The sequence below is a fragment of the Desulforhabdus amnigena genome, assembly GCF_027925305.1.
Lineage (GTDB): Bacteria > Desulfobacterota > Syntrophobacteria > Syntrophobacterales > Syntrophobacteraceae > Desulforhabdus > Desulforhabdus amnigena.
The window spans coordinates 2,510,883-2,532,604 of record NZ_BSDR01000001.1 but is presented as its reverse complement, the minus strand read 5'-3'; the positions used below and the strand labels follow the sequence as shown (position 1 = coordinate 2,532,604).

General features: G+C 52.2%; 22 protein-coding genes and 2 tRNA genes. 6 read left to right on the top strand and 18 right to left on the bottom strand.

Features of this window, described 5'->3' with window-relative positions; all coding sequences use genetic code 11:
* Window positions 1-208 precede the first annotated feature (208 nt).
* The 15 genes from QMG16_RS10760 to QMG16_RS10690 all read right to left on the bottom strand — a co-directional run bounded on the left by QMG16_RS10760 (window position 209) and on the right by QMG16_RS10690 (window position 11,533).
* Window positions 209-922 carry a cytochrome c biogenesis CcdA family protein gene (locus tag QMG16_RS10760; protein ID WP_281794141.1) on the bottom strand — a complete coding sequence of 238 codons (714 nt, stop codon included), beginning with the start codon at window positions 920-922 and terminating at the stop codon, window positions 209-211.
* A gap of 142 nt (window positions 923-1,064) precedes the next feature.
* Entirely contained in the window at window positions 1,065-1,469 is a 405-nt protein-coding gene (locus QMG16_RS10755) for a thioredoxin family protein (RefSeq protein ID WP_281794140.1), read from the bottom strand.
* Between the two features lie 114 nt (window positions 1,470-1,583).
* Window positions 1,584-2,414: an arsenite methyltransferase gene (locus tag QMG16_RS10750; protein WP_281794139.1), complete on the bottom strand. Its 831-nt coding sequence runs from the start codon at window positions 2,412-2,414 to the stop codon at window positions 1,584-1,586.
* Between the two features lie 314 nt (window positions 2,415-2,728).
* Entirely contained in the window at window positions 2,729-3,784 is a 1,056-nt protein-coding gene (locus QMG16_RS10745; RefSeq protein ID WP_281794138.1) for a cation diffusion facilitator family transporter, read from the bottom strand.
* A gap of 60 nt (window positions 3,785-3,844) precedes the next feature.
* On the bottom strand, window positions 3,845-4,027 hold the full coding sequence (locus tag QMG16_RS10740; RefSeq protein ID WP_373878733.1) for a rhodanese-like domain-containing protein: 183 nt from the start codon (window positions 4,025-4,027) through the stop codon (window positions 3,845-3,847).
* Between the two features lie 3 nt (window positions 4,028-4,030).
* Window positions 4,031-4,198 carry a hypothetical protein gene (locus QMG16_RS10735; RefSeq protein ID WP_281794137.1) on the bottom strand — a complete coding sequence of 56 codons (168 nt, stop codon included), beginning with the start codon at window positions 4,196-4,198 and terminating at the stop codon, window positions 4,031-4,033.
* Between the two features lie 172 nt (window positions 4,199-4,370).
* Window positions 4,371-5,249 (bottom strand): universal stress protein, encoded by an 879-nt coding sequence (locus QMG16_RS10730; protein ID WP_281794136.1) that lies wholly within the window; start codon window positions 5,247-5,249, stop codon window positions 4,371-4,373.
* 50 nt (window positions 5,250-5,299) lie between these two features.
* The gene (gene arsB, locus QMG16_RS10725; RefSeq protein ID WP_281794135.1) at window positions 5,300-6,481 is read right to left on the bottom strand and encodes an ACR3 family arsenite efflux transporter; all 1,182 of its coding nucleotides are present in this window, start codon (window positions 6,479-6,481) and stop codon (window positions 5,300-5,302) included.
* A gap of 15 nt (window positions 6,482-6,496) precedes the next feature.
* Window positions 6,497-6,964: an arsenate reductase ArsC gene (locus QMG16_RS10720; RefSeq protein ID WP_281794134.1), complete on the bottom strand. Its 468-nt coding sequence runs from the start codon at window positions 6,962-6,964 to the stop codon at window positions 6,497-6,499.
* A gap of 315 nt (window positions 6,965-7,279) precedes the next feature.
* A complete protein-coding gene (locus QMG16_RS10715) occupies window positions 7,280-7,657 on the bottom strand; it encodes a putative zinc-binding protein (protein WP_281794133.1) in 378 nt (125 codons plus the stop codon).
* A gap of 30 nt (window positions 7,658-7,687) precedes the next feature.
* Window positions 7,688-7,921 (bottom strand): thioredoxin family protein, encoded by a 234-nt coding sequence (locus QMG16_RS10710; protein WP_281794132.1) that lies wholly within the window; start codon window positions 7,919-7,921, stop codon window positions 7,688-7,690.
* A 61-nt stretch (window positions 7,922-7,982) separates the two neighbouring features.
* Entirely contained in the window at window positions 7,983-9,092 is a 1,110-nt protein-coding gene (locus QMG16_RS10705; RefSeq protein WP_281794131.1) for a permease, read from the bottom strand.
* Window positions 9,093-9,115: 23 nt separating this feature from the next.
* Window positions 9,116-9,610: a thioredoxin family protein gene (locus tag QMG16_RS10700; RefSeq protein WP_281794130.1), complete on the bottom strand. Its 495-nt coding sequence runs from the start codon at window positions 9,608-9,610 to the stop codon at window positions 9,116-9,118.
* 33 nt (window positions 9,611-9,643) lie between these two features.
* Window positions 9,644-9,991 carry an ArsR/SmtB family transcription factor gene (locus tag QMG16_RS10695; protein ID WP_281794129.1) on the bottom strand — a complete coding sequence of 116 codons (348 nt, stop codon included), beginning with the start codon at window positions 9,989-9,991 and terminating at the stop codon, window positions 9,644-9,646.
* Window positions 9,992-10,669: 678 nt separating this feature from the next.
* Window positions 10,670-11,533 (bottom strand): DMT family transporter, encoded by an 864-nt coding sequence (locus QMG16_RS10690; protein ID WP_281794128.1) that lies wholly within the window; start codon window positions 11,531-11,533, stop codon window positions 10,670-10,672.
* A gap of 1,112 nt (window positions 11,534-12,645) precedes the next feature.
* Here QMG16_RS10690 and QMG16_RS10685 point away from each other — a divergent pair.
* Window positions 12,646-13,335, top strand: coding sequence for an SDR family oxidoreductase (locus QMG16_RS10685; RefSeq protein ID WP_281794127.1), 690 nt, complete (start codon window positions 12,646-12,648; stop codon window positions 13,333-13,335).
* An 816-nt stretch (window positions 13,336-14,151) separates the two neighbouring features.
* Complete coding sequence (locus QMG16_RS10680) at window positions 14,152-14,607, top strand: acyl-CoA thioesterase (protein ID WP_281794126.1); 456 nt, start codon at window positions 14,152-14,154, stop codon at window positions 14,605-14,607.
* 261 nt (window positions 14,608-14,868) lie between these two features.
* Here QMG16_RS10680 and QMG16_RS10675 read toward each other — a convergent pair.
* Together QMG16_RS10675 and QMG16_RS10670 are read right to left on the bottom strand one after the other, a co-directional pair.
* Window positions 14,869-14,943 (bottom strand) — tRNA-Lys (locus QMG16_RS10675).
* Window positions 14,944-14,966: 23 nt separating this feature from the next.
* A tRNA-Arg gene (locus QMG16_RS10670) sits at window positions 14,967-15,043 on the bottom strand.
* Window positions 15,044-15,360: 317 nt separating this feature from the next.
* On the opposite strand from QMG16_RS10670, the gene QMG16_RS10665 reads away from it, so the two are divergent.
* From QMG16_RS10665 to polA, 4 genes are read left to right on the top strand one after another with little or no spacing between them, the layout of a single operon-like run.
* Entirely contained in the window at window positions 15,361-16,194 is an 834-nt protein-coding gene (locus QMG16_RS10665; protein WP_281794125.1) for an AAA family ATPase, read from the top strand.
* A gap of 28 nt (window positions 16,195-16,222) precedes the next feature.
* Complete coding sequence (locus QMG16_RS10660; RefSeq protein WP_281794124.1) at window positions 16,223-17,428, top strand: hypothetical protein; 1,206 nt, start codon at window positions 16,223-16,225, stop codon at window positions 17,426-17,428.
* Between the two features lie 43 nt (window positions 17,429-17,471).
* Window positions 17,472-18,260 carry a PP-loop family protein gene (locus QMG16_RS10655; protein WP_281794123.1) on the top strand — a complete coding sequence of 263 codons (789 nt, stop codon included), beginning with the start codon at window positions 17,472-17,474 and terminating at the stop codon, window positions 18,258-18,260.
* 1 nt (window position 18,261) lies between these two features.
* Window positions 18,262-20,985, top strand: coding sequence for a DNA polymerase I (gene polA / locus QMG16_RS10650; RefSeq protein ID WP_281794122.1), 2,724 nt, complete (start codon window positions 18,262-18,264; stop codon window positions 20,983-20,985).
* 89 nt (window positions 20,986-21,074) lie between these two features.
* Here the strand turns inward: polA and QMG16_RS10645 are convergent, their stop codons facing one another.
* A complete protein-coding gene (locus QMG16_RS10645) occupies window positions 21,075-21,377 on the bottom strand; it encodes a hypothetical protein (RefSeq protein WP_281794121.1) in 303 nt (100 codons plus the stop codon).
* Window positions 21,378-21,722: the final 345 nt, after the last annotated feature.

The following is a 21,722-nucleotide window of genomic DNA, read 5'->3' as shown; positions in this document are numbered from 1 at the left end:
CCTTTCCTACAAAGAAATGGCCGCATATTTACGATCTTCGGTACTTAAAGCCTATCCAAAAACCCTCTGTGGACTTTGCAACACCCCCCTTGGTCCCCCCTCGAGAGGGGAATTGAAGGGGGGTGTCCGCTGCCGAGGTAGGTTTTCGGATAGGTTCTTAGAAGAATTCAATATCTCCGCGATCTCGTGGTGGCTAAACTCTCCCATCTTACGCTGCCAAATCGACAAATGGGCGGATGATAAAGTATAGCCCCAAGATTCCTATAACAGTCCCAGCAACTTTCCTGAACCGGTGGCTCCCCTCCTGGAAGGAGCTGCTCTGGAGGAGCCTTCTTACCTTGGCGGTCGAGCTTCCCGCAACGGCAATGGGGATGCAGTGGCCAATGCCGAAAAGAACGATGTAGGTGATCCCGATTAGAACCTTTTGCTGAATCGTTATGATGGCGAGGATCGGGGCAATGAAACCGAACGTGCACGAGCCCGAAAGGATTCCATAGGAAAGCCCAAGGACGAAGGCTCCAGTTATTCCCCTGATTTTTATCCTTCCCAAAAGGCTTCCGGACATCGAGCACCTGGACACTCCCCACATGTCCAGGGCCACCCAGATAAGGATCAGTCCTACCAAGATGGTCCAGTAGGGGCCGGTCTCCCCCAGCATACGGCCAAGCAGCGAGCAGATGATTCCAACCAGGGCGATAGAGATGAAAAGCCCGATGCTGAATGCTGCGGCGTACCAGACGGCATCCTTTGGCCTGAGCGCCCTCTCCTGGCCTGCTACGTAGCCTACGATCAGTGGAATCGATGCCATGTGGCAGGGGCTGAAGGCTACGCTCACCATCCCCCAAAGAAAGCAACCCACCGCAGCGATCAACAGGCCCCCCATCATCCATGAGTTGATGGTCAGAAAAACCTGATCCAGCATACTCTCTCCCTTTTTCGGCACTCAGCCTATTTCATGACTCAGTCCAACGAAGGATCATGGAGGGAATCATGTCCACAGCACTTCTTTGTGGGACTGAGCGGTTATCATAAGGCGGCTCAGGCAAAAAGCACCTGATAGTTGTCTACTTCACCCCCAGCTTCTCGAGCACTGACACGATCTCTTTCTTTTCCATGAAGCCTTCGTGGCGGGAAAATTCCCTCCCATCTTTGCCGTAGAAAATTTGAGTGGGTATGACACGGATGCCGAATCTTTCCCCCTCATTCCTGTTCTCCCAGACATCGATAAAGATGATGGCAGCTTTGCCGGTTGCACCATATTCTTTCTCGAGCTCTTCCATGATTGGGATCATCATCTTGCAGGGGATACATTTCCTTGCCCCGATATCGACCATGGTGACTTTCCCCTTTACCGGCACCTCGACTGCTGCCGATGATTTACCCGCACTCAAGGAAACACCCACCAAGCATAACACAGCTACCAGGCCGATTGTTCCGATTAGCGCCGTAAGAGCAAAGATTCTTTTCATATTACCTTCCTTTGAACTGTCAGTGTTTTCGAAATCATCGAACTAATGAGCGAATGCTCCGGTACAAACTGAGGAAATATCGCTTCAAGCGATTTTCGCTCATCTCCTGAAACATCACCTCGGCTTTTTTGCAGTGACCCTGATGCTTGCAACCGAGGCGGAAAGGTTTCTGGCTTCCTCCTCCGAAAGGCTCAATTCTGCACAAATTTCCTGGGATATGGGATCGGCAGCCATGAGCTCTATGGGATAGGTGTCCTCGCCGAGCACCTGTATCTCCCGAAATCCTGTGGCTTCAATGGCGCCGAGATACTCATCCTTCATGATAGCCCCGGCTATGCAGCCGACATAGGCTTCGACGGACCTGCGGATGACTTCGGGGAGTTCCTTGAGGAGCACCATGTCGGAGACTATCAGGCGACCACCTGGCTTAAGTACTCGAAATGCCTCTTGAAACACTTTTTTCTTTTCAGGTGAGAGATTGATCACACAGTTAGAAATGACCACATTCACATGGTTTTCAGAGACGGGCAGGTTTTCAATCTCTCCGAGGCGAAACTCGACGTTTTGAAAATAGCCATCCTGAGCATTGCGTCTTGCCTTCTCGATCATCTCCGGAGTCATATCTACCCCGATGACCTTTCCCGTACTCCCCACTTTCGAGGCGGCGATAAAACAATCGAAGCCGGCCCCGGAGCCAAGATCGAGAACGGTTTCTCCCTCCTCGATAGAGGCAAACGCAACGGGATTGCCGCATCCAAGTCCGAGGTTCGCCCCTTCGGGTACGGATTTCAGCTCGTGATCCCCGTAACCAACCTTTCTGCTGATCTCCTCAGCCAGGTTGCTGTTGCCGCAACAGGGGCTTCCAGCTCCGCAGCAGGGCACATTCAGGAGAGCCACTTTGGCATAGCCTGCCTTCACAACATCCTTGATCTCTTCTGCTTTCATTGTATGTTACTCCCTTGAAACCTTCAGACCTAATCAATACTCATGCTGTCAGGGGCATTGCTCAGCATTCAAAATCTCCAACTACGCTTCAGACAATAAAGCGGTCCTTCTGCCGAAGCCCGTAACTGGCCTCGAATACGGGCACTCAACGTGGCTGCAAAGCCTTTTTGGAAGGTTCTTGGTACTGGTCTTCGTAATTACGCAGCCGTTTACCCATATGTTTTCGTAGGAGCGGCATCCTGCCGCGACAAGGTATGCGGTTGCCGGTTCCTGTCAGGGCTGGAAGCCGTTCCTACAAAGAAATGGCTGCTCATTTACAATTTTCGGTTCTTAGCGCTCTCCTGCGGAGATGCGCAAGATCCCTGCGCTCCGTTTCCAGCGGTCCCGCACGATATTTCGCAGAGCAGGCTTCCTTGTCCGCATGGCTCCGTTTCGAATTGGAGGATGGGGTGATCGATCCCGAAGCGATGGAGCAACTGGTCGCGGATTTTTTTCGAGAGTGCATCGACTTTACTCAGCCGCTGATCGGGAACCACCACGTGGCAGGAGAAGGCCACACTCGATGAGCACACATTCCAGGCATGAAGGTAGTGAACTCCACTGATGCCCGGGGTCTGCTCCAGGAAGCTTTTGATCCTCGAAATATCGAGACCGGTTGGTGTGGCGTTCATGAGGATGCAGGTTGCTTCCTTGAGAATCGTCCAGCAGTTTTTCAGGATGAAAAGAGCGATCAAAACGGACAGGGCCGGATCTAGCCAATACCAGGGTTTGAAGGTGAGCACGATGCCGTTTAGGACCACCACTACAGAAGTGAGCAAGTCCCCCAGCATGTGGAGGAAAGCTCCCCGCACATTGAGATTGTGGCCGGCATCCCGGTGCAGGAGCAGGGCCGAGAAACCGTTTCCCAGCACGCCCACCCCTGCAATCAACGCCACAAGTCGGCCCGAGACGGCCTCAGGATGATGCAGGCGGTGTACGGCTTCATAGACAATGAAGGCTGCTGCTCCGACCAGAAGGGCGACGTTGATCGATGCAGCTAGAACCTCTGCTCGCCGGTACCCGAATGTGTTGCTTTCCGACGCCCCCTTCCTCCCGATTCGGTTTGCGATGTAGGCAATCAAAACCGCTATAAAATCGCTGAAGTTGTGCGTCGCATCTGAGATGAGCGCCATGCTGTTCGTCTGGATGCCGCCGATCACCTGGACTACGGGGATCACCAGATTCAGCCCGAGTGTCATGAGGAGCCTGGGGCCGCTCGTGTCCCGGACATCAGTGTGATTGTGTCCGCCGAAGGATGTGTGGGTGTGATTATGATTGTGATCCTCATGGCCATGACTGCAACAAACCGAGCTTTCGTGTGCGTGCTCCACAGTTTTTTCTCCTCAAAAGTTATGTCGCTTCTGTGATTCAGCGATATTAACAGGCAATAGCTAACGGCTTCCCCCCCCCATTTCCACTGGCAGGCTCCTCGCCTGCCAAAGCGTCCAGCCGTTCATCAGCATACGGACGTTCGTGTAGCCTTTCCCAAGCAGCGCCATGGCGAGCTCCTTGCTCAAGGCGCTGCTTTTTCCGTCGCAGTAGGTGACAATTGCAGTCTCGTGCGGGGATGTCAGTCATTACGGCGGCAAATTGCTGGTCAAATCCGCGAAGAGATCCTGAGACTGTGCATCCAGGAAAACGGCGGCATGAGAGAGAAAGAACGCTTCCGCTTCCTCGAGTGGAATCATGAGGTTGTTACTCGAATTCAGCTTGAGCTGCGCCTCGGGCGACCAGTTCCCACACAAGGGGAGGCCTTCCGGGGCGAAGCTGGTTGACGGAAAGAGCGATAACAGCGATAACAAAGACAAGAAAAAGGATAGCCCCTCCCTGCCACATGACTTCACGCCAGGGCCGCTGGGTGGATCTTTACCGTACCCATGAGTCCCCTCTGTAAGCGCTTTAGTTGTAGGCCGTCAGCTAATCGCTGACAGCTTTTCTTGGCACCAGAAGCACGGGGCAGGGAGCGAGCCTTGCAACGTTGTAGGCCACACTCCCGAGGAGAATCTCCGAGAGCAGGCTTTTCCCCTGAGCCCCCATGACAACCAGTGAAAAATCTTCTGTCTTTAGGGAATCGAGTATTATGGAAATGGGATGACCCTTGGAAATCCGAGTGTGAATCCACGGAACGCCTGCCGCCTTGAGGCGGTTCTCCAGCACTCCGAGAAAGCCTTGGGCAGCGGTCTCTGCCGGCTCCAGGACAGCCAGAGGGTATGCATCGAGGACTTCCAGTGCATGCAGTATGGTAACTTTGGATAGCCCCCTTGGGGCAAGGTATTCCAGATAGGCTGCAGCTCCATTTGCAACCTGGGAGAAGTCGGTCGGGAAGAGCACGTGGCGCAAGAGCTCCGTGGTGCGCAGCTGGCAGGTGCCTCCTTGACCTCCTTCTTTGAGGCGATCGACATTGATGAGCAAAATGGGAAACCGGGCATGATGGAGAACGGCGTTGGAAACAGAGCCAAGAATTGCCTCCCGCCAGGCAGATTTTCCGTGGGAGCCCACGACGATTAGGGAAGCACAATGGTGCTGCGCCACGTCGTTGAGCGAAAAGGCTGGAAGCCCTACAGGGGTTTCAACAATTACCTCAAACCCCTGGGATTCCAGCTGCTGCTTTTGTGCTTCCAGCTTGGGCTGAGACTCGGAATGAGCGGCAGTATCCGCCCCTACCAGCCCCTTGGTCATAAAGACATGGGTGAGTATGGCCTGAGTACATCCAAGAACTTTGAACTCTTGAGCACACCCGATGATTTGATCCCAGTCGGATGAAAGGTCCGTAGCGAGTACGATTCTATCGAACATGGCTCTATCTCCTTGAGTCCGTTGCGTCTCCTGTTGCCCCTAACAGGTCGTCAGCGGCCCGTCTTTCCATGCTGGGGGTGCGAAGAGTCATCCAAGCAGGTTGGGCAAAGAAGCACCTCATCCTCTCCCCTGCGGCACCGGGACAGATTGAAATCGGTCGCTTCCCTTCTGCAGACGGCGCAAACCGAAGGAGTGAAATACTTCAGCTTGAAACGCAAAGCCACATTGACAAGGCTTATGAGAACAGGCACCTCCACTAGAGGACCGATTACGGCAGCAAAAGCCTGGCCCGAATTCACTCCAAAGACCGCAATGGCAACCGCAATGGCCAGCTCGAAGTTATTCGATGCAGCGGTAAAGCTTAAGGTTGCCGACTGCCCGTAAGTGGCTCCAGCTTTCCTGGACATGTAGAAGGAGAAAAGAAACATCACCACAAAGTAGATGCAAAGAGGTATTGCTATCCGAATGACATCTAGTGGGAGCTCCACGATGTACTCGCCCTTGAGGGAGAACATCACAAGGATGGTGAAAAGGAGCGCTATGAGGGTGATCGGGCTGATTCTTGGAATATATCTTTTCTCGTACCACTCACGGCCTTTGGTTTTGAGCCCCACAAGCCGTGAGATCATTCCGGCAATGAAGGGGATGCCAAGATAGATGAAAACACTTTCGGCGATCTGCCCCATGGAAATATCGACCACGGCTCCCGTCATTCCGATCCACTTCGGAAGCACCGTAATGAAGATATAGGCATAGACGGAGAAGAAGAGCACCTGAAAAATGGAGTTGAAGGCCACGAGTCCGGCGCAGTACTCGGTGTCACCCCCTGCAAGATCGTTCCAGACAATCACCATGGCGATGCAGCGGGCAAGCCCGATCAGAATCAGTCCCACCATGTACTCGTGATGCCCGGAGAGGAAAGTGATCGCCAGAAGGAACATGAGAATGGGGCCGATTATCCAGTTCTGAACGAGAGACAGCGTGAGCACCCTGACATTTCGAAACACCTGCCCCAGTTCTTCATATTTCACTTTGGCCAGAGGTGGGTACATCATCAGGATCAGGCCGATGGCAATCGGGATATTGGTCGTTCCCACCTGGAAGTAGTTGATGACGTTTTTGATCGCCGGGTAGAGCCAACCTCCCCCCACACCGATGAACATCGCCAGGAAAATCCAGAGCGTCAGATACCGGTCGAGAAAGGATAGCCGCCTGGACACTGATTGAACCATTGATTTTTCTCCTAACTATGGAGCGGTTCTTCGCTGCTCGCTACTTTCGTTCTCTTCCATCAGAATCTGAGGAAGTCTTTCAACAAAAGCTTTAATCTCGTCGCGCACCCGCCGGTAGTGAGCCATGGCTTCTTCTTCGCTCCGAGAGCCTGCAGCAAGCATAGGAGGATCATCAAAGCCCACATGCAGCACTCTGGTTTTGGCGGGGAAGACAGGGCAAGACTGCTGGGCATGGCCGCAAAGGGTTACCACGAAATCGAATTCCATATCACCCAGGGTGTCGATATGTTTGGAAGTCTGCCTTGAGATATTGACTCCGGCCTCAGCCATGGCCTTGACAGCCCTGGGGTCCACTCCGTGCGGCTCTACGCCTGCGGACCAGGCATTCATGACGTCTCCCTTCAAGTGGCGTGTCCAACCCTCAGCCATTTGACTGCGACAGGAGTTTCCCGTGCACAAATACAGAATTCTCAGTTTCTCCATTGCGTATCTCCATTGCTTCTATTCGAACTGGAACTGCTGGAGGTAGACCTCAAGCCTGGCCTTGCTCTCCGGTGCAAGGGGCGGGCAGTCTTCCGGACCTTGAAGGAGACGGAAGGAGGGTCCTTAAGGTACTGAAAGCCTCCAAGCACTGCGTTAAGGTAGGGAATCACCTGGGTGATGTCCTCATCACAAGCTAAGCGATACAGTGCACCGATTGGGCTTCGGGCCTGCACTCGGGGCGAACGATCTCTTTTCGGTAACCTCTCAGCAACATAGGACCCTCCGTACATTAAATATGTTCAACCCGAAGACTGCTCACGCTTTGGCGAGAGCCTCCTTTACAGCTTGTTTAACCTTGAGAACTTCTTCCGGTTTGAGGTCCAAATCTTTGTTCTTCTCGATACCAAGGTCCGTCAAAACGAGGTAGGTCTTCATCGGCACCTGAGCATTCTCGAGGCACGCCTTGACGCATGCGAGCGAGCAGCCATCGATTACCACCATGCTGGGTACGTCCTTTGCCGACTGAACGAACCCACTGAGCTGACCGCCTATTCCCGCTAAGCAAAACATCTTCCCGACTCCCTCCTGTGTCAGTTCCACAGCCGCCCGGTTCGAGAGCTGCCCAACGTTGGAGCCTCCGGAGCAGGCAAGGATCATCACGTTTGAACCAGATGCACAACACTCCCCAGCCATCGCTGTCTCCCTTGTTTGGGTCTAACCTGTTTACTTTCCAAGCCACCCCTTCACATCGGCCTTCGAAGGGACTTTTCCCACGCATTTGGCGGTCCCGTCTACGATGACGGCCGGAGTGGCAAAGATCCCGTGCTTTGCGATCTCGGCTAAATCCGTGATGTATTCTACAGTTGCATCGGAGCCCGCCTCGGCAACCGCCTCCCGAACCACTTTTTCCGTTTCATGACACTTCTTGCATCCAGGACCAAGTACTTTGATGACCATCGATTTTTCTCCCTTCGTAAGGCGTTTTGACCAATTGATAGGTTACACTGGATCTGAGCTCTCAGGTCAACAGGTTGAACAGGTAACCCACTATGAGAATGCCAAAGCCAACCACTCCGAAAAAGGTTGCAATGAGGGTGGGCTTGAGCACTTTTCGCAAAATGATCGCTTCGGGAAGTGAGAGCGCAATCACCGACATCATGAAGGCGAGCACCGTCCCCAATGCTGCTCCCTTCTCAATGAGCGCATGCACAATCGGGATGATCCCTGCCGCATTGGAGTACATGGGAATGCCGATGAGGATGGAGACCGGAACCGCCCACCATGCGCTCTTGCCCATTAAGGAAGCCATAAACCCTTGTGGGACATAGCCGTGGATTCCCGCCCCGACGGCTATACCCAAAATCACATACAGCCAAACCTTGCCGACAATGTCCCGCACCGCATCCGCGCCGTACTGAATGCGCTCCGCCCAGCTTTTGCGCGGCTCCTCGTATCCGCTTTCCGCTGCCTGGATCTGGAAAACCCACTCCTCGAGGTGGTGCTCCATGTGGAATCTGCCTATGGTCCAGCCGGCAATCATGGCGATAACAAGCCCTGTGCTAAGATAGATTGCGGCAACCTTCCATCCGAAAAGCCCGTAGAGGAGCACCAAAGCGATCTCATTCACCATGGGGGCCGAAATGAGAAAAGAGAAGGTCACACCAAGGGGCACTCCGGTGGTGACAAAGCCAATAAAAAGCGGCACGGCCGAACAGGAGCAAAAGGGAGTCACAATTCCAAGGAGAGCCGCCAGCACATTTCCCGCCGACTCACGCCTTCCCGCCAGGATTTTCCGGGTGCGCTCCGGAGTGAAAAAGGATCGCACGATGCCGACTCCAAACACCACCAGAGTGAGCAGCATGAGCACTTTGGGCGCCTCGAAGACGAAAAATTCGACGGCGCTGCTGAGATGCCTGTCAACGGGCAGGTGGAGGAGCTTATAGGTGAACAGCTTGGCGAAGGGTTCAAGGTTCCGGTAAACGATCCACCAGGCCGCCAGCAGCGGGATGCTGTACATAAGATATCTCAGGGTTAGGGATCTGCCGCCATTGGAGCGCACCTCTTCCGAGGTGGAGTCAAGACAACTTTCAGGACTGCAGCAACAACTTTTTCCTTCATTTGCTTTCATGGCCTTGTTTTCCTTGTAAGAACTTATCGGGCTTCAGCGAGCCACTTTCTGACCCTGTCCCTTGGAGGAACACTTCCCACAACCATAACTTTGCCGTTGATCACAAGAGCCGGAGAGCCCATCACACCGTACCTGGCTATTTCCTTAAGGTCCGTAATGTGATCGACACCAGCAGGGATCTCGAGCTCCGTGAGCACTTCCATTACCATCTGTGTCAAACTATGGCACTGGGTGCAGCCCGCACCGAGGACTTTGATATCGAGCCCGCGGGGGGTATCCTCCGCGTGGGACTGTCCGAGGAATTTTCGAAATTCCCGCACGAAGGCTTTGCCATAGCTATCCTTTGCGCTGTTCGGGATGTAGTTGTCCTTTCCGAGCTGGTCGAGCATAAAGGATTGGACTTCCTCATCGGTCTTACTGGCATGGGTTTGGGCCATTCTCTCCACGAGCCGTTTGATGCCAATAATGCCCACTGAGCAATTGGCTACGTGGATCTGTGTGATATCCTTTTCTGCCATCTGTTATCTCCTTCCGGTTCTCCTCCAAGCCTTTCAATCCTTCTTGCAGATATCCTCCCGCCGGATGCCGGGAAGACTTTCGATGATGTTGCTGATTTCCGGGTCGTCCTTGAGCCAGTGCTTGAGATTTCCGAGAAGCGATGCCGAGTATGGGCTGCTGTTCCCATCGGCCAGGGAGTAGTTGACCCACAGACCGTTTTTGCAATAGGTGACAAGCCCCGCGTCTTCGAGGACCTTCAGATGGTTGGAAACTGTCGGCTGCGCTATGCCCAGAGCCGCTTGCATCTCACAGACGCACAGCGATTTGTACTGGAGCATCTTGAGGATCTTTACCCGGTTCGGGTCGGATAGAGCCTTCATGACCTTAATGAATTCGTTCATCGTGAGATCTCCTGATAGCATATCGGCAATGGAGAATATACTTAGTGTATTGATTTTTGTCAATATGGTTTTTGGATAAGCATCATCTCATATCTCCTGGGGAGCTGATCTATCACATTCAAAGCATAGCTCATGATCAATGAATTAAAATCCTCCCGGCCGAAAATCCGAACAATCTGCTCAGCTAGACAAGGCATTCAGATTTCAACGAGCGGAACAAGGCTCTCTGATTGTGCACGTCAAATTGCACATTTATAGAGGTTGGGTGATTGCGATCCTGCATGCTTTCTGTGATTTCACGGAACGAGGATGTCTGTGGGAGGCTTTGCAGGGATCTAAAGGATACGATTTCAGTGCCCGGCGGAAAATCCCAAAATCTGAACAATGGGATCTCCATTACACATGGAAGCAAACTCTTCGTTTCTTACAAGGATATTTGGAATTGGCAATCTATAGGTCTATTTCTGCTCTATCCTAATGCCCAATATGGTTCCAACGCCCAAGTGCACTGTTAATTGGAAGTTGGTGGAAATGGTTAGCCGCCATCCAAATCTTGCCAAAATACTCGGCTTGGTGGAAGGATCTCGCATAACGCATATCATATGAATATTTTAAATATATCCGGTCTTATGGGAACTATGTTAAGAGAAGCGATAGGTTTTTCACTTCATCGTTGCGCTAGAGTACAATGAGTACGACCCCCAGCAGCATCAGAAGGCTTCCGGCAAGCCTTTCCTTCAGATGCTCCTCATGAAAAAAGATCCCGCCAAGAAGCACACTTAGAAGAATACTCATCCGCTTTACCGATATCATATAGGAGACCAAAATCATGGAAATGGCCTTAAAGTGGCATAAAGCCATGAACGCCTGGCTTATGCCGATGAGGAAAAAGAGGGTACCGCCCGAGCGCAAAGCTGAAACCCGCATGCCATTTCGCACCGCAAATGGAAGTAAAGAAAAGGAAACCAGCGGAAGATAGATGATGCCCATAAAGGCGGGGCTCGAGTGCTGGATGGCCATCTTGCCGAGGCTTGAGGTGATGCTGTAGATGAAGGCGACCAGGATCATGAGCAATGATCCACGCTCTGTCATGACCGCGCGAAGAGGTTGAAGAACGCCTTTTCTCGAAAGATGTACGTTCAATAGATAAGCGCCGACCATAATGAGAGAAATTCCCATAATCCCTGAGGAATCGGGTTGTTCACCGAGGATGAGAAAAGATGTAAAGATAGTGAAGGCCGGGCTGAAGGAGAGGAACGGGACCGTCAGAGAAAGGGGAGAGATATGCAGGGCCTTCATGTAGAGGATGATGGCGCCTGCTTCCAGGGGAAGCAACAGAAGAATGGTGATCCAAAAGATCCGATCAAGCGGAGGGATGGGAATGAAATAGAGAAAAGGCAGAAGAAAAGGGGAGGCGTAGGCGAGCCTTACCCAGGCGGTGACAATTGTCGAATGGCTGCGCAGTGCCTGTTTGGCCAATGCATCCGAAGTGGCCGCAAAGAAGGCAGAGCCAAAGGCGTAAGAGAAGCCGGATATCAACAATAGCGTATCCTCAATTGCGATTGAAATGCACAGGTCAAGAGAAAGCTCTCTCTGAGAATTCGACTTTTCAGGCTGAACTCTGAGGCGCCCACCCCGACCATTTCTTACCACCCGAAAAACTATCTCATGGGTTCACAACAGATATTGTTCCAGGTGGAGCGGGCAAGGTCGACCGGCTCCAGGAACCACGCAAGGACTTGGTGGGATTTGCCCTCATCCCCCTCCAGCCGCCGGTGAATCCTCCATCGGCCGGAAACTGCGGATAGTCAAGTCATCTTTGGCCGCGAAAAAGATTGTAAATGCTCCAGATGAACCCGGCAAGTTGGGAGTGCGTTTCAATGGTCATGGAATGTCTCTTGTCCTGTGTGGTCTGTGGTGACTGCAATTGTCATACTGAAGCCAGGCGACTCGTCCTTCAATGTCCCGGCTTATTTGCGATGCTCTTTAAAAGCGTTGAGGGCTTGAAGTCAGAGCAGCCGGCCAAAGACTGCGGGTAAGGTTCGAAACCTCTATGCTGGAATGCGGATCATCAGTAGAGTTCCTTCAAAACGAAACTACCAGGTCTTGAATCCTTGCCGTTCCAGCAGTTCAGTGCAAGGTACTCTCCCCACATGGTCCGGTCAATTCCGTTCTCCACTCCACCCTTATGAACAAGGCTCATTCTCGATCAAAAAGCATCAAATATCGGGAATCTCCTGATTGACAAAGTTTGCATCGTGAGAGCATAGGATTGAGCTGTCGGTTTATATTATGAACGCCTTAGATCCGGACTTTCCGCCTTATCCTGGGAGTGAGGGCGTCCTGCCCTCACTCCCAAGCTTGGTCCAGATTTCACCCGTTCACGGTATAACCTGTGGCCGTTCTTGATGGTTCATGTATTTTTTACACATTTGGCAAAGGTTCTGAACCGGTCACGCATCAAGAAGTATTGCCCTTTAGATTTTTGCAGATCCTTCCAATTGGAGTGATGTAAGGATGAACCACTACTTGTTTCCGCGCCATGCGCGGCGCGGAAAAACCACGCGGATTCACCTGCCGGCCAGGAGAGATTGGCCGTCGCTCCGCAGGGGATCTTGCGCCCTATAGTGCTTTGGGTGATGAAGATGAACAATATGCTTAATGAAAAAAGAATACTGGTCGTAGGGGGAAGCTCGGGGATCGGGCTTGCTGTGGCAAGACATGCCCTGCAAAATGGGGCACATGTCTTGATAGCCTCGCGTAAGGCATCGGAACGGGTGGGGGCATTGCCGGATTTGCCTGGTGAGTCAATTGAAACCCATGCTTTCGATATCACCTCCCCTGAAGATCCTCCGCGATTATTTGAAGCAATAGGTGTAATTGATCACCTTGTTATTTCAGTCAGGCCGGAGACCACCCCATCACCATTTGAAACCATGGACATCGATGAGGCAAAGCGGGCCTTTGAGACAAAGTTTTGGGGGCAATACCGGCTCATTCAAGTGGCTCAACACCACATCCGAGAGACTGGCAGCATTACTCTGACAAGTGGAATTGCCGGTGAGAAGATATATAAAGGGGCTTCTACCATGGCAATCATCAACAGCGCCACGGAAACCCTCTGCCGAGTCTTGGCTGTCGAGTTGGCCCCATTGAGAGTAAATGTTGTGAGCCCTGGGTTTGTTGAACCCAAACCCAAGCGAGTGCAGGAACGTGCCAATCAGTTTCCCCTGAGGAGGCTGGCTTCCATGGATGAGGTTGCGTCGGCTTATCTGTGGCTGATGGCAAGTCCATACATGACCGGTACGGTAAATGTGATTGATGGTGGTGCCAGGCTGATATGATTATGATGGAATCTGCGTGATAACTGAAATTGTTACTTGCGATACCTGTTTTCGTATAAACGAGGGATGTACTTTATAAATCCGGCGTTTACGCGCGAAAAATTCTGTATCTTACCTCTGTGATGCCTGTACGGTGTGTCTGGCTGAAAGTATAAGGTATGTGGCTCTTTAGTCCACGTTTGGGGAGAAACCCTTGAAACAAGTATGCTGAAGCCTAAGTTACCCGTATACAGACTGAGAGTGGAACAGCAGATGTGCCGAGCCGGAAACCAGGAAACTGAGGGGGCCTGGGCGGTAAGAGTGAATAATTTCAGGAATACAGCGGAGGAAGGTCTTATTTTCTGATTTTAAAACCATTTCCACTTACTATGATGCTCTGTATGTAATCGACTGGGAGTACGCGCCGGAAGCCGCCAGCCGAAACAAGAAATATCACCTTCGATAATGACTACTGTGCGGAACATGCGGGATTCCCCTTCCCGGTGATTTTATATCGATTATTCTGAATGACGATGGCATCGTGGCATAGTCAAACAAAACAAAGGCTTCATCAATGTCTACAGTGAACTTGGGAATGGAACCCCCTTTGAAGTATATTTTCCAAGGCATATGGGTCATGTCAAGAAAGCAGGACGCTTGGTGTTACCAGCATAAAGGCGAACTCCGGGGCCTTCAGAAGATTCTTCTCGTAGGCAAATCTTTCTGATATTTTCTTTGCCCGAAATTATAAGGGCTGAGGATGAAAGCCAGTTGGAATGGCCGGTGCGGAGAGGGTTGATCAAAGTCGGGTCCTGCTCGACAGGAGTGAGGATAGAGATGGATAGCAATACTCAAGATAAAGCGCCTGAGGTTTGGCACAAGACTCGGATGCGGGTTCCGCTTTTTGAGGTGGATATCGGGCAGGCTGTATATCATGGTAATTACTATCACCTTTTCGAGCTGGCCAGGGAGGACTTCCTTCGCGAGCTGGGCTATCCATATCGATGGTTCATGGATCGGCAGTTGCACCTCACGATTGTGGAGGCTTCCTGCACCTATAGGAAATCCCTCCGTTACGATGATCTCATCGAGATCCATACGGGAATTCAGTGGTGGCGCACGCGGAGCCTTGCATTCTCTCAGATCATTTACCGTTGTGAGGAGGAGGAAAACCCGGTGCTTTGCACCAGAGCTATTCTCAACATGGTCTGTGTACGTTTCTCTGGGCAGCCGACAATCCTTCCTGCCGAATTTGTGGATCTCCTCAGAGACTGGGTGGGGAAACGGGGATGAGAGGCGGTAGCCATTATTGTCCTGGTGCTAGCTGTCTTTTCTTCTCGGAGGAGATTCAAAACAATATGGCGCAAGAGGGCAAGGTTTTCTGAAGCATGATCTTTTACCGGATCGGAAGAGACCTCGAGAGATTCGGGAAAAACATCCTTTCGTATTCGTTGTCTTTTGGAGGATTTTGCCTCCTTCCGTCTGTAAATTCCTGGTTGAATGTACGCAACAAAAAAGGGGAAACAGGCATAACCTGTAACCCCTTGAATTTACTGGTGGGCCGTCAGGGTCTCGAACCCCGAACCTCCTGATTAAGAGTCAGCTGCTCTACCGTTGAGCTAACGGCCCATATTGAATTTCATCTGCCTTCCTGGTACGCCCGGCAGGATTCGAACCTGCGGCCTGCGGATTCGAAGTCCGACGCTCTATCCAACTGAGCTACGGGCGCATATGCAACAACCGGAAGAGGTCTGCTATCTACAATAAATTCCGCTTCGGTGTCAAGGCTTTTTTTGAAGATGTTGTTTTTCTTTTTGTCCACCGAAGGGCATCGGCCATGGAAAAATGATAAATGGCGGGTGCCTGCACTCCTTCCGGAGGTCGGTGTTTTGTCGGTTCACGGGACTTCTCTGCATTGTCAATGCGAGCGCTTTTGACTATGATGCGTGATTGGAAAGGTTATCCGAAACGGTAATTCGGGTACGACACCCTGGAAAATTTGGTGCGATAGCGGGTATCCAACCTCCGGTCCCGCTTTTGGAGTGAATGATGACAGAATTTGAAGGAAGCGATCGCTACTACCTGAATCCCGAACTGCGGGAAATTGTCAATATCGCCATTGCGATGGAAAAACCTCTTCTTCTGACGGGTGAAGCAGGAACGGGAAAGACTCAGCTCGCTTTTGAAGTTTCCCGATCTCTTGGCCTTGAAATGGAAGAGGCGCGATGCAAATCCACTTTCAAGGGAGAAGAACTGTGCTACGTCTACGACACCGTTTTGCGTCTGAACGATTCGCGTTTCGGCAGTGGAGAGACGGGGCGCGATGTGAACAATATCTGGGATTATCTGCGGTTCGGCCCCATCGGGCGGGCCTTCCTGGCGGAAGACCGCCGGGTGCTTTTACTGGATGAAATCGATAAAACGGATTCGGACACTCAGGACAATCTGCTGGATGTCCTGGAGGACGGTTCGTTCATTATCCGCGAAATCAACCACAAGGTGCAGGCGCGTCAAAAGCCGGTCATCATCATCACGAGCAATGCCAAGCGGGAGCTTTCCGATCCCTTTTTGCGGCGCTGCTTCTGTCACTATATCCCTTTTCCTCCCCCCGACGAGATGACCCGGATCGTGCGGTTGCACTTTCCCGATCTTCCCGAGTCTTTCCTGGAAGCCTCCTTGATGACGTTCTATCGCTTGAGAGAGCAGGGGTTTGAAAAACCCCCCGCTACGGCCGAGTTGCTCGACTGGATCGGGTCCATGTGGAAGTCGGGAACTCGGGCACCTGGTGCAGGCAGGGATACGGCTCACATCGGCACCCTGCTCAAACGCACACAGGATATATTGAAATTCAAAGGCATCAGGAGAGAGACGCGGTTCTGAGTCGCCGGAAAGCCACCGGGGTGTTTTCATGATCGGCTTTATTTATCAGTTGAAAGAAGCGGGCATTCCCGTCAGTGTTCAGTACATCCTGGAGTTTTACCGTGCCCTGCGGCGCGGGTTGGCGCCGGACCTGGATCGGCTTTTTTTGCTGGCGCGGCTCATTTTTGTAAAACACGTGGAACACTACGACCTTTTTGAGCAGGCCTTCAGGGCTTTCTTTTTGGGGGCTGACGGAATCGAAAATCCGGCCGGCTGGGAAGATCTGATGGCGGGAAAGCCTTTTCAGGATTGGCTGCGCGACGAGATGGAGAGCGGGCGCCTCTCCCCTGAAGCCCTTCAGGAGATGGAGACCGAGGAATTGCTCGCCCGTTTCTGGGAGACCGTACTGGCACAGCAGGGAGAACACCATGGAGGCAATACCTGGGTCGGAACACGGGGAACATCGCTGTTCGGGCATAGCGGAAGGAAGGGTGGAGGCGTCCGTGTTTACGGGAAGGGGCTTTACGGGACGGCTCAAAAGGTCATCGAAAAGAGAGGATTTGTCAATTACAGTGAAAAGTCCACTCTGGCTGCAGTGAATCTGGGGCAGGTTCTGACTTCCCTTAGAAGCCTGCGCCCGACCGGGCCCGAAGTGGAACTGGATATCGATGCGACCATCGCGAGAACGGCGCGCAACGGCGGTGAGATCGAACTGATCTTTCGGCGGGAATTGCGGAACCGTTTGCGTCTGGTCATCTTGCTCGACAACGGCGGCTATTCCATGATGCCCCATGTCGCTCTCGTGAAGACCGTTTTCAACAAGATCCGGGGACTCTTTCGGGATGTGAATACCTATTATTTTCACAACTGCGTCTACGGCGTCGTCTACCGGGATCTTCTGCGCACGGAACCCTTAAAATGGGACGCTTTTCTGGGAGAAAGCAAAAGCACCCGCCTCATCGTCATCGGAGATGCGAACATGGCGCCTTCCGAGCTCATGGCCGCATATGGTTCGCTCGATATCCACACCACTGAACGCAGGCCGGGGTGGGAGTGGTTGAAGGAGATGCGTGAAGCCTTTCCCGCAAGCGTCTGGTTGAATCCCATCCCCAGGGATCGCTGGGAGTGGCACAGCACCACCATTTCGCGTATCGGCCGTCTTTTTCATATGGAAGATCTCACCCTTGCGGGCATCAAGAATGCCGTGGAGCATCTCAACCTTCAGGGCTCAGAATTCGATCGCCGGATGGGGTGATTTGGATATCGAACCATTTTTCCGGGAGTTGCAAAGGATTAAAATGGCATTTATCGATCAGGAAGTGCGGCGCCTCGTGGGCAAGGCCATCCATCATTATGGTTTGATTGAAGATGGAGAAACCATTGTTGTGGCGGTTTCGGGAGGCAAAGACAGCATGCTCCTCCTGTGGTTGCTGAGGGAGCGTCTTTCCAGGCTTCCCATCCGCTACGATCTCGTAGCCGTCCATGTGGATCCGGGTTTCGAAACGGAATCTGCGGGTCTCCTGGAAGATTATTTCAAGAGAGAGGGTTTTCGTCACGAAATCATCCGAACGGATCACGGAGTGAAGGCTCATGGTCCCGAGAACCGGGAAAACCCGTGTTTCCTCTGTGCCCGCCTCAGACGAACGACTCTTTTCAAAAAAGCGCACGAACTGGGGTGCCGTAAGCTCGCTTTCGGTCATAACCAGGATGATTTCATTGAAACCTTTTTCATCAATATCTGTTATGGAGCTCAGGTGGCCGCGATGCTTCCCAAACAGGAATTCTTCAACGGCGAAGTGACGGTCATTCGGCCCCTGGCCCTGGTGCCGGCCGAGAAAGTGGAGCGGCTGAGTCGAAGATTGAATATTCCGGTGATTCGCAATGGCTGCCCATCCTCAAACAAAAACAAGCGCATGGAAATTCGAACCCTTCTGGATTCCCTCTATCGGAAAAGTCCCAAGGTGCGTGGAAACGTTTTCCATGCCATGAGTCACGTGAACCTGGCATATTTGCCTCCCCCTTTGAATGCGATGCCGGGGTCTTCGACCCTCCTGCAGACACTGGCTGTGCAAAAAGACGGATCATAAAATGACGGAAGAAAAGAAGAGCTTTTACCTCATCGACGGGAGTTCTTACATCTATCGCGCTTTTTACGCCATCGGGCGTCTCAGTAATGCCAAGGGCATGCCCACTCAGGCCATCTACGGATTTGCCCAGATGCTTCTCAAGGTCATTCGCGAAAGGAAGCCCGATTATATTTGCGTCGTATTTGACGCCCCCGGCCCCAACTTCCGCCATGAAATGTACGAAGCGTACAAGGCGACACGCCAGAAGATGCCAGAGGACCTCATTGTGCAGGTTCCATACATCAAGAACCTGGTCCGGTTCCACGGCATTCCCCAGATGGAGATGCTGGGCTATGAAGCCGATGACCTCATCGCGACCCTCGCGCACTGGGGGAGGGATCAGGGGTTGGAAGTGGTCATTGTTTCCGGCGACAAGGATCTGCACCAGTTGATTGAAAGCCCGTTCATCCGGCAGTGGGACACTCAGAAGGACAGGGTCTTCACGGAAGACGAGGTGAAGGAAAAATTCGGAGTGGAGCCCCGGCGGATGGGGGATTACCTGGCTTTGGTGGGAGACAGCTCCGACAATGTGCCCGGCGTGAAGGGGGTTGGGGACAAGACGGCGCAGAAGCTGCTCCAGCAATGGGAAACCCTGGATGGATTGTACGCTCATCTGGAAGAAGTCTCTCCACCTTCGGTGCGCAAAAAACTGCAAGAGAATCGAGAATTGGCCTATCTTTCCAGGCAACTGGTCTCTTTTAAGGAAGATGTGCCCCTGTCCCGTGAAATCGATTCCTTCGTAGCCGGTGAGCCCATGAAGTCCGAGCTGTTCAAGCTTTACGAAGAGCTGGATTTTAAGAATCTTCTGGAGACTCTTCGGCAGTCGTGGGAAGATTTCCAGGAGGTTTCTTCGAATACTGCGGGTGAAGGTACTGAAAGCCTCCGCAGGGACAAGATCATTCGAGATGAGAAAGATCTGTTCCGATTGATGGAAGAAATCAAAGCGCTCGACTGTTTTTCCATCGATCTTGAAACCACTTCCAGGGACCCCATGCGGGCGGAACTGGTGGGAGTGGCGTTGAGCCATGCCGACCACCATGCCTGTTACATCCCCCTCAACCACTCGGGAAAGGAGGCGGGAAACCAGCTTTCCGAAAAAGTTGTATTGAAAGCCCTGGCGTCGGTTCTGAGTGGAGAAAAACCCGGAAAGGTCGGTCAAAACATCAAGTACGAGTGGGTGGTCTTCAAACGGCACGGCATAGATTTGAAGGGAATCGTATTTGACACGATGGTGGCCAGTTACCTGCTCGACCCAGGCAAGCATTCGCACAGCCTGGATCGCATCGCAGCGGAGCATCTCGGGGAAAACATGATTTCCTACCAGGAGGTGACGGGCAAGGGGAAGTCTCAAATAGGTTTTGCAGAAGTGTCGGTGGATGTCGCCGCCGAGTATGCCTGTGAGGATGCCGAGACGACTTGGCGGCTCGTGCCCATCCTCAAACGCAAACTGAAGGAAGAGGGGTTCGAAGATCTTTATGTATCCCTGGAGCTGCCCCTCATAGAGGTTCTTGCCAGGATGGAATACCAGGGCATCCTGGTGGATGTTCAAAGGCTCGAAACGCTTTCCGTCGATTTTGAAAAGGCGTTGGACCGTGAAGCGGCCATAATTTATGACCTGGCCAAAGAGGAATTCAATATCCAGTCCCCGAAACAGCTGGCTTATATTCTTTTCGAAAAATTGGGTCTCAGAGTGGTGAAAAAGACGAAAACCGGTCCTTCCACGGATGTGAATGTGCTGGAGGAACTGGCGGGAGAACATCCCGTCGTCGAGCACATCCTCAATTATCGGACCCTGGCGAAGCTGAAGGGAACCTATGCGGACTCACTCATCAAGCTGGTGCATCCCGAGACGGGGCGCATTCACACTTCTTACAACCAGACCGTCACCGCCACCGGCCGGCTCAGCAGTTCAGACCCCAACCTTCAAAATATTCCCATCCGGACGGAAGAAGGCAGGAAAATCCGTGAGGCTTTTGTGGCTCCACCGGGGCATGTGCTCCTTTCTGCGGACTACTCGCAAATTGAATTGCGCATACTGGCGCACTACAGCCGGGACGAACACCTTGTGGAAGCCTTTCATGCGGGAGCCGATATACACCGGCGGACCGCCGCCGAAATGTTCAACATTCCTCCGCATGAGGTCACTCCCGAAATGAGGCGGCAGGCGAAGACGATCAATTTCGGAATCATCTATGGCATGGGAGCCTTCGGACTGGCGCGCCGGCTCGGGATCAGCAACAAACTGGCGAAAGCTTCCATAGATCGCTATTTCGACCGGTACCGGGGAGTGAAACGGTATATCGAACGGCTGATCGAGGAAACGCGTCAGCGGGGGTATTGCGAAACGCTCCTGGGAAGAAGGCGGTCCATTCCGGAACTGCAGAGTCGCAATTATACCCTGAGGCAGCAGGGAGAGCGTCTGGCCATCAATACTCCCATTCAGGGAACCGCGGCGGATCTGATAAAAAAAGCCATGATCGATATTCATGGGGCTCTGGAGAAGAGTGGATTCAAGGCGAAGATGCTTTTACAGGTGCATGACGAACTGGTTTTCGAGGTTCCCATGAAAGAACTCGATGTCGTCAGGAACCTGATTCGGGAAAAAATGGAAAATGTCTGGGAGCTCCGTGTGCCCCTCAAAGTCGATATGGGCTGGGGGGAAAACTGGACGCTGGCTCATCCGTGAGGAGGGGAAATAGAAGCCAAAAAAGCCGCCTCAATGAAAAAGAGGCGGCTTCCATATGAATGCGATAAAATGAAATGTAAGGATAAATCCTAGCTCTCAGCCTTGGTTTTTTCGAGTTCGGCTTTCAGTCTTTCGGCTTCTTGCTTGTATTTTTCAGCTTCTGCCTTGTAAGTACTTTCAGAACCGGCTTCTGATTCTTCGGACGGCTTGTTCTTGGGGAACGGGATCTTGTCTTTTACTTCGTCATAGCCAAGATATGCGGCCATAGCACCGCCGAGCAAGAGCATCAACGGCAAAGCGCCCGCCAAAAGATGCAGGAACGGGCCAAAAAAAATCAAAATACCGATAAGACCCAAAAATGCTGCAACAACCCCACCCAAAAATACCTTCATAATCTTTCCTCCTAATTCCAGTTCGAGATGTGGTATGGCCATACCCTGGTGCCAAACATCCGATTTCCCTAAAAAGTTCCAGGTTATCAAGCCTATCCTGAATCGCCGAAAAATCGCATATTGCTTAGCATGCTCAAGAAAAGATTGCAAGGAGAAATCTATGGAACCCGGTTCTTACATCGCATGGAATCGCAGCGGGTTGGCTTCGGTGCATTGGATCCGCAGAGCTTGCGGGCGTCAAACACATGTCGGTGCTTTTCTGTTGACTCTTTTTGAGTGTGAAAAGTATAAACGAATGTTTTGGGCTTTTTGGTGCTATCCCGATTTTGTCTCGTGGCTGAATGA